This is a genomic window from Schaalia georgiae DSM 6843 (assembly GCF_000429245.1).
Lineage (GTDB): Bacteria > Actinomycetota > Actinomycetes > Actinomycetales > Actinomycetaceae > Pauljensenia > Pauljensenia georgiae.
Window position 1 is genome coordinate 128442 of sequence record NZ_AUBM01000009.1, and the last position, 13268, is coordinate 141709.

Below are 13268 nucleotides of genomic sequence, written 5' to 3' on the forward strand. Positions count from 1 at the left end.
CGCCCGCGGGGTCCGGGTGGCGCGGCCGCCGGGGCCGCGCGATCCCGTCGCCCCGGCACCGGGCGGTCGGGCTCAGAAGTCCCAGTCCTCGTCCTCGGTGTCCACGACCTCGCCCATCACGTAGGAGGAGCCGGAGCCGGAGAAGAAGTCGTGGTTCTCGTCGGCGTTGGGCGACAGGGCCGCCAGGATCGCCGGGTTCACATCGGTGGCGTCATGGGGGAAGAGCGCCTCGTAACCCAGGTTCATGAGCGCCTTGTTCGCGTTGTAGCGCAGGAACTTCTTCACGTCCTCGGTCAGGCCGAGGGGGTCGTAGAGGTCCTCGGTGTACTGCTCCTCGTTCTCGTAGAGCTCGTAGAGCAGGGAGTAGGTGTAGTCCTTGAGGTCGTCGCGCCGCTCCTGCGTGGATTCGCCCACAGCCAGCTGGTACTTGTAGCCGATGTAGTAGCCGTGGACCGCCTCGTCGCGGATGATGAGGCGGATCAGGTCGGCCGTGTTGGTCAGCTTCGCGTGCGCGCTCCAGTACATGGGCGCGTAGAAGCCCGAGTAGAAGAGGAAGGACTCGAGCATCGTGGAGGCGACCTTGCGCTTCTCCGCGTCGTTCCCGTCGTAGTAGGACTTGATGATCTGGGCCTTGCGCTGCAGGGCCTCGTTCTCGTTGGACCAGCGGAAGGACTCGTTGATCTCCTCGGTCGACAGCAGAGTGGAGAAGATCGACGAGTAGGACTTCGCGTGGACGGACTCCATGAAGGCGATGTTGGTGTACACGGCCTCCTCGTGGGGCGTGCGCGCGTCGGGGATCAGTGAGACGGCGCCCACGGTTCCCTGGAGGGTGTCGAGCAGGGTCAGGCCCGTGAACACGCGGTTCGTCATGGTCTGCTCGTCCTTGTTCAGGGTCTGCCAGGAGGGCAGGTCGTTGCTCAGCGGCACCTTCTCGGGCAGCCAGAAGTTCCCGGTCAGGCGGTCCCAGACCTCCAGGTCCTTGTCGTCCTGGATCCTGTTCCAGTTGATGGCCTCGAATACCGGTTCGGTCACGGAGTCCTCCTGCTGTCGACGGGTGCGCGTGGGTTACCGCGCATGGTGACCAGGGTACCCGGGTGCCGCGCCGGGCTCACACGCGCAACGCGGTGCCGTTCGTCATCCCCGGGGCCTCGCGCGGGCCCGTGCCGATGGGCGCTGTGGGCGGGTGCGGCGCGGATCCGGGTCGTTGGCGTCCTCCTGCGGGGCGCTGGGGTAGGGTAGCGGCATGAGCGACGAACGCTGGATTCCGGGCGGCGAGGAAGAGCCGGTTTCCCCCGCCGAGCAGATGCCCCAGCCGGTGCGGCCCGCGGCCATGCGGTCCTTCGACGAGGACCCCGACGCGCCGGGCGACCCCGATGCCCCCGTGATCCCCGAGTTCTCCCAGGAGGACGTCGACTGGCAGCCCCCCGCCCCGGTGCTCCCTGTTTTCGACGAGGCCGACGCGGGGGCGACCGACCCGGACTCAACGCCCAAAGTCGTGTCCTTCGATCCCGATGCGCCTGTCGAGGACGAGCCCGCCCAGCCATACTCGGACATGCCCGAACCCGAAGGCGGTTCAGTGGATGAGGCGTTCCGGCCCGGCGCCGACGAGGCGGGGGCGGGCGGCGCGGACTCCGCTGGAGCGTCCCAGGGCGGTCCAGTGGATGCGAGCGGCCCGGCTGACGGCGGAACCACGGGCGGCGGCTCGGGGGAAGCGGCCACTGCTGCCGGTCCTGTGGATGCCGCGCACGGCGGGGAGGCCCCGGAGGGCCTGGACGAAGCCGCGCACGACTGGGAAGGGCCGGAGGGGGCCCCGTCCGCGCCCTCGCGGTGGGCTGCGCCGGACAGCGATTCCCTGAGCGGGCCCGTGCTGAGCGGTGGTTCTCCGGGCGGGGCAGCACCCAGTGGGGCCGCGCACACCTGAGGGCGCCCGGAATCGTCCCGGCCTTGCCAGTCGGTAGGCTGGGCGCATGACGAATCCGCTGATCGACTCCCTCGTGGCCGTTGTCGCAGAACGGCCGGAGGACTTGCCGTTGCGCGTACACCTGGCCGAATTGCTCGTCGCCGACGGGCGGGGCCCGGAGGCCGTCCCCCACTTGGGCGCGGTCCTGGCCGCCGACCCGGCCAACGAGCCCGCCGCAGCCCTCATGCGGCGCGCCCTCGGAGTGCCCGGGGAGCCGACGGGCACCGGTGGAGCGGCCGACCCCGTCGATCCCGGATCCTCACGCTCCGCCCCGGCCTCCTCCGACGGCGCGCCCAGTGGGGCTCCGGCCTCGTCGACTGGCGGGCACAGCCCGGTCCCCGAGGAGGACTCGCCCGCCCCGCAGGGCGCCGGGCACTCCCCAGTGGGTTCGACTCCGGTCGGACCCGCCCCGGTGGACGGCGCGCCGGCGGGCACGGACGACAGCGGGCAGCCGGACGCTGAGCCCGCCCCGCAGGGCTCCCGGGAAGAGGCGCCGGTGGATGGCAGCCGCTCGGGCGGCTTCGACTGGGACAGCGCCGAGGAGCAAGTCGGTGGTCCCGCGCCCGCCTTCGTCCAGGGAGGCGAGCCCGAGCTGAACGACGGGACTGATGGGGGAGGAGACGACGTGTGGGACGTCGAGGCCTCCACCGTCACCCTCGCCGACATCAGCGGCATGCAGGCAGTCAAGGACCGCCTCAATATGGCGTTCCTGGCACCCCTGCGCAATCCCGACATGCGCAGGCTCTACGGCAAGAGCCTCAAGGGCGGCCTCATGCTCTACGGCCCCCCGGGCTGCGGCAAGACCTACATCGCGCGAGCCCTCGCCGGCGAGATGGGCGCCTCCTTCATGAACATCACCCTCACCGACATCCTCGACCAGTACATCGGCAACTCGGAGGCGAACCTCCACTCCCTCTTCGAGACCGCCCGGGCGCACGCGCCCGTCGTCCTCTTCCTCGACGAGATCGACGCGATCGGCCAGAAGCGCAGCCAGGCGACCAGCTCCGGGTGGAGGGGCGTGACCAACCAACTGCTCACCGAGATGGACGGCATCGACGGCACAAACGAGGGGGTGTTCATCCTGGCCGCCACGAACGTCCCGTGGGACGTGGACCCGGCCCTGCGCAGGCCCGGGCGCTTCGACCGTTCCGTCGTGGTGCTGCCCCCCGACGAGCCCGCCCGCCACGCGATCCTCTACCACCACCTGCGCTCGCGGCCCGTGGAAGGCATTGATCTCGCCCAACTGGCGCGCCAAACCGACGGGTTCACCGGTGCCGACCTGGCGCACCTGGCCGACAGCGCCGTCGAGTACGCGATGATGGACTCCATGCGCTCGGGCTCTGTGCGCATGGTGACCATGAAGGACTTCAAGAACGCCCTGAAGCAGGTGCGGCCCAGCGCCGGCCCCTGGTTCTCCACGGCCCGCAATATCGTCGCCTACGGCAACCGCGACGGACAGTACGACGACCTCGCCGCCTACATGAGAGCCAAGAAACTGCTGTGAGCACGGTGCGCGGGAACGCCGCGCGCCCGCAGCGCCCCCGCTGATCAACAGCGCGGCACCCGCACTGGCGCCTTCCGGCGGGCCCGGTGCCGCGCACCCGCTCGGTGCCGGAACCCCCGCCGTGGGCCGAGCCGGGCGGGCCCGCCCGGCCCCCGCTGACCAGCGCCGCCCAACCACCCCGAGGAGGACCGATGCCAGCCGATGACGCCGCCCGCGCTCAGATCGAACGCGCCGAGGCGCTGATTGCCCTCGGACGGGAGGAGCAGGCCATCGAACTGCTCGCGACCGTCCCCCAGACCGATCCGGAACTGGTCGTCGGCGTGAACTGCGCCCTCGCCTTCGCCCACCTGAGGTTGAGCCAACGCGCCGAGGCCCACGCCTGCGCCGAGCGCGCCGTCCAAGCCGTGCCCGACAGCACCGAGGCGCTGTACTGGCTGGCCGGCACCGAGTCCGATGCCGCGCTGGCGCTGGAGCACGCGTCCCGGCTCATCGAGCTCGAACCGCAGTGGGGCCCCTACCGCGCCCTCCACGCCCGCGTGCTCAGGAGGAACGGCCGGTCGGAGGAGGCGGAACGCGAGGCGCGCGAGGCCGTGCGCCTCGCGCCCGATGACGTGTTCGTGCTCAACACATTCGGTTTCGTGCTGCGCAGCTCCCATCCGGACGAGGCGTTGGAGGCCTACAGCCGCATCCTTGAGATCGACCCCGAGGACACGGACGCCCGGGAGGGCATCGCCAAGTTGAAGAGGGTCCACGAGGTCGACGAGAGCAGCCGCCTCTACCGCGGCCTCCTGGAGACGAACCCGGATCGGGGGCACTACGAGGACATGCTCCTTTGGATGGTGTTCGTCAATCCCCTCAGACTCACTATCGGGACGTCGCTGTTGAACGCGGCGGGTTGGCTCGCCATGGCCGTGCCCTACACCCTCGGCTGGCGGACGGCGGCCGTCGTGTGCGGAACAGTGTGGTCGCTGATGATGATCCTCGGCTTGCGCTCTGGATTCAAGGAGAACGTCGCCAAGATCGCCGAGGGGACGGAAACGAGTTCCCGGGAGGTAGTCGCGGCGGCGTTCAGGAGGAGGCCCGTCAGCTCGCTCATCGCGATGGCCTCACTCGTGACCGTTGGGGCCACTCCCGCCTTGTGGGGGGCCTGGGGGCTCTTCGCGCCCGCCCCGTCGTGGTGGTCGGCGGTGGGCGTCCCCGTGGTCATCATCGTCTCCGCGTGGATCACCGCCCCCCTCGTCTGGTTCGTGGCGATGGTGGTGCGCATGCTCAGGCAACGGCGCGGGTAGGACGACCGGGCCAGGCCGTGACGGCCAGGGCGCGACGAAGCCCCTGGGGCGCGGAAGGGAGCGCTCCCAGGGGCTTCTAGGTCCTGGCCAGGGGCGGCGCTCAGTCCGCGCGGGCGGCGACCGCGAACTGGAGCGCCGAGGCGGCCCCCGTCAGCGCCCCGATCACCAGGCCCTGGCGTGTGTGCGCCATGCGCACTCCTGCGGCGCGGCGGCGCTCGCCCCGGCGGAAGAGCCATTTCTCGACCGCTACCGTCAGGCAGACGGTGCCGATCCCGGCGCCGGCCAGCAGTGCCAGCTCGCCGGGGGCTGCCTCCGTGGCGCCCTCGAGGGGGTCGTCGTCCTCCGGCGCGGGGGTCCCATCGCAGTCGGATTCCTCATCCGGGTAGGGGGGCACCGGGGCGGCGGGGGGCATCTGGGCGGTCGCGGACCATATGACGGCGGCGAGCAGGCCCGCCTTGATGACCGCGCGGACACCCCGGCGGCGCACCACGTCGGGCAGCGCGTACCAGGCGGCGGTCGCTGCCACACCGACGGCAGTGCCCAGGCGTTTCTTCGGATCCTCCAGCGCGTGGCGGACATTGACCAGCGCGCATCCGCACGTGCGGTCGGAGCGGCTTTCGACGAGAACTGGGGAAGTCATAGTGGGGTCCTCTCTGGGGTCAGTCGTGGATCAGATCGAGCAGGTGGGAGAGGACCCTCCCGCCCGAGTAGGCGCTTCCGTCGTGCTGGAACGCGTTCGTGATGCAGGGGCGCGCGCCCATGAGCTCCGCCGTGTCGAGCGACAGCTCACGGGGCACGAACATGTCGTCGTAGTAGACCGCCGCGGCTACGGGAACCGTGTTCTGGGCCAGGACCTCGGGCGCGTACACGGGGGGCCAGTCCGTGTCCGAGGCCAGCAGGTCCGCCGCGCCGGCCAGGGGGGCCAGGCCCGGGTCCTCGTCGTAGACGCGGCGCATGAAGTGCTCGCCCGTCAAGTAGTAGGGCTCGGAGGCGTCCAGGGGGTCCGCGTCCTTGGCGAAACCGGGGATCTCCTCGGCGAGGCGGTCCGCGGACCAGTTCGTCGCCCCTGTCGCCAGCGCGGGCGTCGCGCACGCGTAGATGCCCTCCTGGAGGAGCGCGTAAACGGGGGAGACCTCCACGGCGGCCGCGACCGCCTGGAGGAACTGCGAGGACAGGCGGCGCTGCCCCCGCACGCTCACCCACGGCCCCTCCAGCAGGTAGTGCAGCTGGTCGGTGCGCCCCTGGCCGCCCAGCATCATGCCGATCATGCGCAGGCGCGCGGGGCTCAGGCGCTCCCCGGTGGGCAGCAGTTCCTCGGTGCCGGCCAAATGCGCGGCGACCTCGCGGACCGTCCTCTTGTCGCCGGGATGGCGGTGGAAGTAGGCGCGGTTGCGCGCCGCCGTGCGCTCGTAGGTGAGGGCGTAGATCTCGTCCACGTGGACCAGGCCGGGCAGGCCGCCCGTGATGAGGCTGGCCTCCACGCCCTCGGGCGCCAGCGACAGGTACGCGGTCGTGATGAAACCACCGAAGGACTGGCCCACCGTCGTCCACTTGGCGTCGCCGCACAACTCGCGGCGCAGCGCCTCGGCGTCGAAGACGATCTGGTCCTGGCGGAACAGCTTGAGCCGGTCCGCCCTCTCGCGGTCCGAGGGGAGCTCCGCCAGGGCCTGGGCGTCGAGGCGCGTCGACTGCCCTGTGCCGCGCTGGTCGAGCAGCACGACCCGGTAGTCCTTGAGCAGGCGCGCGATCCAGCCGCTGTCGAAGCGCCCGAAACGGGGTGCCGGGTATCCGGGTCCCCCCTGCAGGAACACCGCGCGCGGCAGGTCCTCGCCGCCTTCGCGCACGATCTCGCGGGCGAAGAGGTCGATCATGGGGGCGTGGGGGCCGCGCTCGCGATGGTCGAGGGGGACCTCGAGGCGGTGCTCGTAGATGGTGTGGCCATGTTGGCGGTACGACTCCGTGCGCATGGGCTCGATTCTAGCGCGCGGCGCGAGGGGGGACGGGCGTTCGGGCCCTCCGACTGGGGGCGGGGGCGCTTCCGTCGGCCGTGGCAGCGCGCTCTGTGCGGGCGCTGCCTGCGAGCGCGTCCCCGGATCTGTTTCACGTGGAACACCGGGGCAGCCGTTGGGAGGGGTCCTCGATGACTCGTCCTCCCCGCGCCCCGGAACCAGGTGCCGTTCCCCTCTGGGCCTCAGCCCCTCTCGGTGGACTGGTGGTGCACCAGGACGGGGCCGGGCAGCCAGACGCTGGACTCCACGGACGACCCGCCCTCCCAGCGCAGCGTGTAGCGCACCAGGAATGCCTCGCCCGCTCTTTGCACGTTGAAACGCCCGATGCTCGCCTTCGGGGGGACGGGGCCCGCCAGTGTGGTCGTCGCCTGCCCGCCGGGCCAGATCCGGGTGGTCTGGGGACCGGTGATCCGCGCCAGGGCCTCGTCGTCGCCACCGGTCCACGCGACGAGGAAGCGCTTCTCCCAGTCGATGGGGTCGGGGGCGGGCTCCGGCTCCAGAGCCGATGGGTCGCCAGCAGCGGATGCCCCGGGGCCTGCGGGCCAGGACGGGGCCGACTCGGGGCCTACGGGCTCCCCGGGGCTTGGATCCGCGGCCTCAGTCGGCTCGGGGCCGACCGCTGTAGCGGGTTCGGGGGCCCCGCCGACGGAGGGGTGGGGCGAGAAGGGGCGCTCCCCGCGTGCGCTCCTGCGCCCGCGCCCGCCCCGCGGCTCCGCAGCCGTGCTGGACGCAGCCCCGTCCGCGGGGCCACTGTCTGTTGGCTCCGTGCCGGATCCCGGGTGTTCCTGCCCGCCCTCCTTGCCGTCCGGGCCGGATCCCGGGGGCTCTTGTCCCGTCGCCGTGCCGTCCGGGTCCGTTCCCCCCGGGGTCCCGGCGCTCCCGGCGCTCCCGGCGGGCCTTTGCGCGCCGTCCGCCTCGTCCTCCCCGCGGGACCGGAAACCGGGGCCGGGAGCCGGAGTGCCGCCCTCCTGGTAGGTTTGCGCGCACGCCCGCGCCAAGTCGTCGGCGAGTTCGTTCAAAGGGTGCCCCGCGTGGCCCTTCACCCATTCGAAGGTGACGGTCCGGCCCTCCATGGCGCGGTCGATCCGCTGGATGAGCGCCAGGTTCTTGATAGGTTTCTTGTCGGCCTTCGTCCACCCCCGCTTCTTCCAGCCGATCCGCCACTTGCTGGCGACGTTGATGGCGTACTGGGAGTCGGCCAGGACGTGGAGCCCCTGGTCGGACAGCCCCGCCGCGGCGGTCGCCTCGAGCGCTTCGAGCAAAGCGGTGAGCTCGCCGATGTTGTTCGTGCCCTCGGGCCAGCCGCCCGCGTCCCAGCAGTCGCGGTCCACCACCCATGCCCAGCCCGCGGGGCCGGGGTTGCCCAAGGAGGAGCCGTCAACAGCAACCGTGATCGTCATGCGCCCAATGGTAGCGTTGGCGCGGGCGCCCCGGCCCCGGTTCCCGCACAGTGGAGCCGTCGCTCCGGTGCCGCGTCCAGCGTCCCGGGCGGCCGCCCGGGGAGCAGCGGGGGCCAGCGGCCTTAGCGCCCGGGCCCGCACTGCGGCGCCTACTGCGCCACGCCCACCTGGCCCAGGGCGAAGGCGAACTCCTCGGCCCGCGCCGCCCAGCGCCCCTCGCGCCCCGACGGGCCGCCGTGCCCCGCGACCATCTCGGTGCGCAGGACGACCGGGCGCTCCCCGGCGGGCCCTCCCTCGTCGCCGCGCCCGGCCGCGCCCGACGCCTCGCGCAGGCGCTGCACCCATTTGGCGGGCTCGACGAACTCGACGCGCGTGTCATTGAGGGACGTCGTCGCCATGACGGCGGGCAGCGCCACCCCCTCGGGAACGTTCTCGTAGGGGGTGTAGGCGCGCATCGCCGCGAAGACGGCGGGATCCGTGATGGGATCGCCCCACTCCTGCCACTCGCCGACGGTCAGCGGCAGTGACGGGTCGAGGATGGTGGTGAGGGCATCGATGAAGGGCACCCCCGCCAGCACCGCCCGGAACCGGTCGGGCGCCTTGTTGACGACGGCGCCCATGAGGAGGCCGCCCGCGCTGCGCCCCTCGGCGACCAGACGGGCCGGGTCCACCCACCCCGACGAGGCCAGCCACTCGGCCACGTCGATGAAGTCGGTGAACGTGTGCTCCTTGGCCAGCCCCTTTCCGTCCTCGTACCAGGCGCGCCCCATCTCGCCGCCGCCGCGCACGTGGGCGATCGCGAAGACGCAGCGCCGCAGGAGCGGCAGGCGCAGGGTGTCGAACTCGGGGTCGTAGGACACCTCGTAGGCGCCGTATCCCGTCAGCCAGCCCGGGTTCGTCCCGTCGGGGCGCGCGTCGCGGTGGCGGACCAGGGTGACGGGGATGCGCGTCGCCCCGTCGCGGGCCGCCACCCACACGCGCTCCTCGACGAACTCGTGGGGGTCCCATCCGGGCGCGTCCTGCGTCTTGATCGGCGTGACCGCCCCAGAGGCGGGCTCCACCAGAGCCGTCGTGGGAGGGACCACCAGGGATTGGTACTCCACTCGGAGCACTGTGTCCCAGTAGCGGCCCTCCTCCGCCGAGAGCGTGCGGACGGGGCCGGGGGCGTCGACGAAGCGGCCCGCGTCCTCCCACGCGCCCCGCAGCGCAGCTCCATCCGCCCCCCATCGCGCGCGGCCCGTCCCGCTGGCGCGCTCGGCGCGCGGCGCCCCGGACCGGCGCAGGCGCACCTCCACCTGGGTGAGCGACCCCGAGCGCATTGTGAGCGCCAGGAACGAGGCGTGCGCCTCCACGTGCGCGATGCGCTCACCCGCTCTGGCGCCGCGCAGCGCCACCCACGTCGACGGGGGCGCGATGGGCTCCAGGTCCGGCGCGCCCCCGGGCTGGGAACCGGGGTCCCGGGCGCCCAGTGCGGCGCGGGAGCGGCCCGGCCCCGCCTCGGGGGCCAACGAGGCGAGCGCCCCGTCCGGGGGCAGGGGCGCGGCCGCCAGCTCGCCCTCCGCGCTGGTCGCGGTGTGGACGACGAGCAGGTGGTCCCCGGCGGACTCGGCGCCGATCAGCGCGCCGGGGGCTGCGCCCACCAGTGGGATCGGCAGGCGCGTGGGGTGGTCGGGCAGCCACAGCCACGCGCCCCCGGTCGTCGACGCGGCCGAGTGGATGATGACGTGCCCGGGGAACCCGGAGGGGGCGATGACCAGGTCGAAGGCCCCGTCCGGTTCGGCCAGCAGCAGGAGGTCCTGCGGGGCGCCGGTCCCCACGCGGTGCGCCCACACCTCGCACGAGCGCCACGCCTCGTCCAGGCCCGTGTAGACGAACCAGCGCGAGTCCGCGGACCAGGCGAGGCCGTAGCCCGCGCCCACCACGGCCCTGTCCACGACCTCGCCCGTCGCCGCGTCCTGGACGACCCACGTGTACCGCTCGTCCCCGCGGGTGTCGCGCGCCGAGGCGATGAGGCGCCCGTCGGGGCTGGGGACCAGGTCGGCCAGGCGGAAGAACTCGTGCCTGGCGGCCTCCCGGTTCTCGTCGATGAGCAACTGCTCGCCGGGCAGGGGGCGCCCCGGTTCGGGAAGGGGAGGGGCGTCCGCGTCCGACGAGGCCGGCACCCGGTGGTGCGTCGCGTAGTCGCTGTCCTCGTGGGTGCGGCTGAAGTACCAGTGGTCTGCGTGGCGCACGGGCACGGAGGCGTCGGTGAGCGCGGTGTGGCCGCGGACCTCGCCCACGATCGCCTCGGCCAGGGGCCGCGTCGCGGAGGTGACGGAGTCCGCCCAGGCGTTCTCGGCCTCCAGGAGCGCGATCACCTCCGGGTCGTCGGCGTCGCGCAGCCAGTCCCACGGGTCGTCGAAGTGCTGGCCGTGGGTGTCCCGGACGCGGAAGCCATAACGTTTGGGGGCGATGGGCGGTCTCATGCCCCAATCATAGGGGCGCCGCGGCCTCGCGCTCCTCGCGCGGGCGCGCGGGGCTGCTCGTCTGCGCGTCGTCACTCATGGGGGTGGGCCCGGTTCTTACGCGGGCGCACGGCGCCGGACCGGGCGGTCGCCCAGCGTTCCCCCCGACGCCGCGCGCCCCGTGCCCGGGGCAGTGCTGGGCCCGCCCCGGCGCTCCCTCCCGTGGAGGCCGGCGGGCCGCTGAGGCTATCCTGATGGGCGTGATTGAAGGAACGCCCAGGCGCGGGAGCACGATCCCGTGCTCCACCGCCCCCACCGGGGGGCCCGACCGGGCGGGGCGGTCCCCAGGGGCGCCCGCTCCGGTCCGCGCCTCCCTCAAAGGCCGACTGGTCGCCTGGATCCGCGAGTTCATCCAGTTCGGCATGGTCGGGGCAACGGCCTTCGTCGTCGACTGGGGGCTGTTCAACCTGCTGCAGCACGGGCCGCTGGGGCTCCTGGCCGGGCACCCCAACACCGCGCAGTTCTGCGCCGCCGCCACCGCGACCCTGTACGCGTGGGTCGCCAACCGCCTGTGGACCTACCGCGGGCGCACAAGGGCCTGCGCCTCCCGCGAGGCCCTGCTCTTCTTCTTCGCCAACGCCTGCGGGATCGGCATCAGCCAGTTCTGCCTGCTCTTCGCGCACCACATCCTCGGGCTGGCCTCGGCGCTGGCGGACAACGTCGCGGTCTACGTCGTGGGATTCGCCCTGGGCACGGCCTTCCGCTTCTTCTTCTACCACTACGTCGTGTTCACCGGGGAGCGCTGAGCGGGCCGATCCCCTTCGCCATGATGTGGGGGACGCTTCATTCGTCCGATCCGGCTCCACCCGTCTGCGCGCCAGGCCCTAGGCTCGGAGTATGAGTGACGAGCGGTCCGTTGTGCCCCACGGCCCCGAGGGGGCCGTCCCCACTGGCGACCCCTTCCCCGCGCCCGCCGATTCGATCGCCACAATGACGACCATCGACGACACGGCGATCGTCTTCGAGGGCGGCGGTATGCGCAACGCCTACACGGCGGCCGTGGTGAGCGAGCTCATCGCCGAGGGCATCAACTTCCCCCACGTGTCCGGCGTGTCCGCGGGGGCCTCCCACCTGTGCAACTTCGTGTCCAGGGACGCCGCCCGCTCCCACTCGACCTTCGTGGACCTCGTCGACGACCCCGAGTTCGGGGGTGTGGGACACTTCCGGCGGGGCCAGGGCTACTTCAACGCCGAGTACATCTATGAGCGCATCTGCTACCCCGACGGCGCGATGCCCTTCGACCTGGGGGCCTTCCTGCGCAACCCCGCGCGCACGAACGTCGCCGCCTTCAACGCTTCGCGGGGGGAGGTGCGGTGGTTCACCAAGGACGAGATCTCCACCCTGGACACCCTGGGCCCGGTGATCCGCGCCTCGTCGACCCTGCCGATCCTCATGCCCCCCACCATCATCGAAGGGGACACCTACGTGGACGGTGCGCTCGGCCCCAACGGCGGGCTGCCCTTCGACGCGCCCCTACGCGACGGCTACCGCAAACTGCTGGTGGTCCTCACACGCCCCCGCGACTACGTCAAGCCCCCGCTCACGCCCAGTGTGAGCGCACTGCTGCGCATGGCGTACCGCCGTTTCCCCAGCGTCCACCAGGGAGTCGCCCTGCGCGCCTCCCGTTACAACGCGGGCCGCCGCTGCCTCTTCGGCTTGGAGGAGCGGGGCCGCGCCTACGTGTTCTGCCCCGACAACCTGTGGATCACGAACACGGAGTCCCACCGCGAGCGCCTGGAGGCCACCTACCGCGCGGGCCTGGTGCAGATCCGCAGGGAGATGCCGGCGATCAAGGCGTTCCTGGGCATGTAGGCCCCGCCCGGCGTCCGCTGCGTCGTGCCGCGCGTTCCAGGTGCTCCCGCCGCGGTCCCGCCCTGGTACTTGGTGTCGCGGGATTGCGACACGCCTGCGACCATATGGTCAAACGCCCCCGTTAGAGTTCACACATCGGCGCACGGAGCGCCGGAGTGAGCACAACGGAACAACACCGGAGGATGATCGACATGAAGGCACAACGGAGCGGAACGGCGCGCAGGGCGCTCGCGGCCCTGACCGCGCTCCCCCTGGCGTTCGCAATGAGCGCCTGCCGGATCGGCTTGGGCGCCGAGGGGTCCAACCCCTCCCCGGCGGCCTCTGAATCGAGCGGGACGGCGGACCCCTCATCGCAGGCGAGTGGCAACCCCAGGGCGCGTTCCTCCCAGGTTCTGAGCACCTGGGAAGGAAAGGTCAGCAATAGTCATAGCTACCAGGTCGACATCAACTCGGTGGTCGTCAAGGATGACGTGACGACCCTGACCATGACCTTCACCAATAAAGGAGGGAAAACGTATGTCTCGTGGATGGGACCCTTTGGGGGAGAGGACATGCTCACCAAAGAGGTGAAGCTCATTGACTATTCGCGGCACCTCGTCTACTCGCCGGGGAAGGCCGAGGACGGAACCTGCATCTGCAGTGGCTACCAGAAGGGCGGTATAGACGAAGGAGACAGCCGGACGGTGTACACCACGTATAAGGGGCTTCCTGGGGATCTCACCACGGTCGATGTGGAGATCAAAGGCGTCGGCAAGCCCTTTGAGAACGTTCCGGTGACGAGGGAGTGAGA

General features: G+C 71.8%; 11 protein-coding genes. 6 read left to right on the plus strand and 5 right to left on the minus strand.

Going from position 1 to position 13268, the window contains the following annotated elements; genetic code table 11:
- Positions 1 to 72: 72 nt before the first annotated feature.
- Entirely contained in the window at positions 73 to 1032 is a 960-nt protein-coding gene (nrdF, locus tag G447_RS0105110; protein ID WP_005870425.1) for a class 1b ribonucleoside-diphosphate reductase subunit beta, read from the minus strand.
- Between the two features lie 211 nt (positions 1033 to 1243).
- On the opposite strand from nrdF, the gene G447_RS11710 reads away from it, so the two are divergent.
- From G447_RS11710 to G447_RS0105125, 3 genes are all read left to right on the plus strand, one after another.
- Positions 1244 to 1921, plus strand: coding sequence for a hypothetical protein (locus G447_RS11710; protein WP_026430284.1), 678 nt, complete (start codon positions 1244 to 1246; stop codon positions 1919 to 1921).
- Positions 1922 to 1967: 46 nt separating this feature from the next.
- On the plus strand, positions 1968 to 3464 hold the full coding sequence (locus G447_RS0105120) for an AAA family ATPase (protein ID WP_026430285.1): 1497 nt from the start codon (positions 1968 to 1970) through the stop codon (positions 3462 to 3464).
- A 191-nt stretch (positions 3465 to 3655) separates the two neighbouring features.
- Positions 3656 to 4753: a tetratricopeptide repeat protein gene (locus tag G447_RS0105125; protein ID WP_026430286.1), complete on the plus strand. Its 1098-nt coding sequence runs from the start codon at positions 3656 to 3658 to the stop codon at positions 4751 to 4753.
- A gap of 100 nt (positions 4754 to 4853) precedes the next feature.
- Here the strand turns inward: G447_RS0105125 and G447_RS0105130 are convergent, their stop codons facing one another.
- The 4 genes from G447_RS0105130 to G447_RS0105145 form a co-directional block, all read right to left on the minus strand.
- Complete coding sequence (locus tag G447_RS0105130; protein ID WP_026430287.1) at positions 4854 to 5393, minus strand: hypothetical protein; 540 nt, start codon at positions 5391 to 5393, stop codon at positions 4854 to 4856.
- Between the two features lie 19 nt (positions 5394 to 5412).
- Entirely contained in the window at positions 5413 to 6720 is a 1308-nt protein-coding gene (locus tag G447_RS0105135; protein ID WP_026430288.1) for an alpha/beta fold hydrolase, read from the minus strand.
- Positions 6721 to 6944: 224 nt separating this feature from the next.
- Complete coding sequence (locus G447_RS0105140) at positions 6945 to 8162, minus strand: ribonuclease H family protein (RefSeq protein WP_026430289.1); 1218 nt, start codon at positions 8160 to 8162, stop codon at positions 6945 to 6947.
- A 149-nt stretch (positions 8163 to 8311) separates the two neighbouring features.
- The gene (locus G447_RS0105145; protein WP_026430290.1) at positions 8312 to 10627 is read right to left on the minus strand and encodes a S9 family peptidase; all 2316 of its coding nucleotides are present in this window, start codon (positions 10625 to 10627) and stop codon (positions 8312 to 8314) included.
- A 233-nt stretch (positions 10628 to 10860) separates the two neighbouring features.
- Between G447_RS0105145 and G447_RS0105150 the strand changes: the two genes are divergently transcribed.
- The 3 genes from G447_RS0105150 to G447_RS0105160 all read left to right on the plus strand — a co-directional run bounded on the left by G447_RS0105150 (position 10861) and on the right by G447_RS0105160 (position 13266).
- A complete protein-coding gene (locus tag G447_RS0105150; protein WP_026430291.1) occupies positions 10861 to 11412 on the plus strand; it encodes a GtrA family protein in 552 nt (183 codons plus the stop codon).
- A 184-nt stretch (positions 11413 to 11596) separates the two neighbouring features.
- A complete protein-coding gene (locus G447_RS0105155; RefSeq protein ID WP_051025745.1) occupies positions 11597 to 12478 on the plus strand; it encodes a patatin-like phospholipase family protein in 882 nt (293 codons plus the stop codon).
- Between the two features lie 182 nt (positions 12479 to 12660).
- Positions 12661 to 13266, plus strand: coding sequence for a hypothetical protein (locus G447_RS0105160; protein WP_026430293.1), 606 nt, complete (start codon positions 12661 to 12663; stop codon positions 13264 to 13266).
- Positions 13267 to 13268: the final 2 nt, after the last annotated feature.

Bases quoted from the DNA above. Each gene is read 5' to 3' on its own strand.
- G447_RS0105140 (WP_026430289.1), bottom strand. From the start codon at position 8,162: ATGACGATCACGGTTGCTGTTGACGGCTCCTCCTTGGGCAACCCCGGC.
- G447_RS0105155 (WP_051025745.1), top strand. From the start codon at position 11,597: ATGACGACCATCGACGACACGGCGATCGTCTTCGAGGGCGGCGGTATG.
- G447_RS0105120 (WP_026430285.1), top strand. From the start codon at position 1,968: ATGACGAATCCGCTGATCGACTCCCTCGTGGCCGTTGTCGCAGAACGG.
- G447_RS0105130 (WP_026430287.1), bottom strand. From the start codon at position 5,393: ATGACTTCCCCAGTTCTCGTCGAAAGCCGCTCCGACCGCACGTGCGGA.
- G447_RS0105160 (WP_026430293.1), top strand. From the start codon at position 12,661: ATGATCGACATGAAGGCACAACGGAGCGGAACGGCGCGCAGGGCGCTC.
- G447_RS0105135 (WP_026430288.1), bottom strand. From the start codon at position 6,720: ATGCGCACGGAGTCGTACCGCCAACATGGCCACACCATCTACGAGCAC.
- G447_RS0105125 (WP_026430286.1), top strand. From the start codon at position 3,656: ATGCCAGCCGATGACGCCGCCCGCGCTCAGATCGAACGCGCCGAGGCG.
- G447_RS0105150 (WP_026430291.1), top strand. From the start codon at position 10,861: ATGGGCGTGATTGAAGGAACGCCCAGGCGCGGGAGCACGATCCCGTGC.
- G447_RS11710 (WP_026430284.1), top strand. From the start codon at position 1,244: ATGAGCGACGAACGCTGGATTCCGGGCGGCGAGGAAGAGCCGGTTTCC.
- G447_RS0105145 (WP_026430290.1), bottom strand. From the start codon at position 10,627: ATGAGACCGCCCATCGCCCCCAAACGTTATGGCTTCCGCGTCCGGGAC.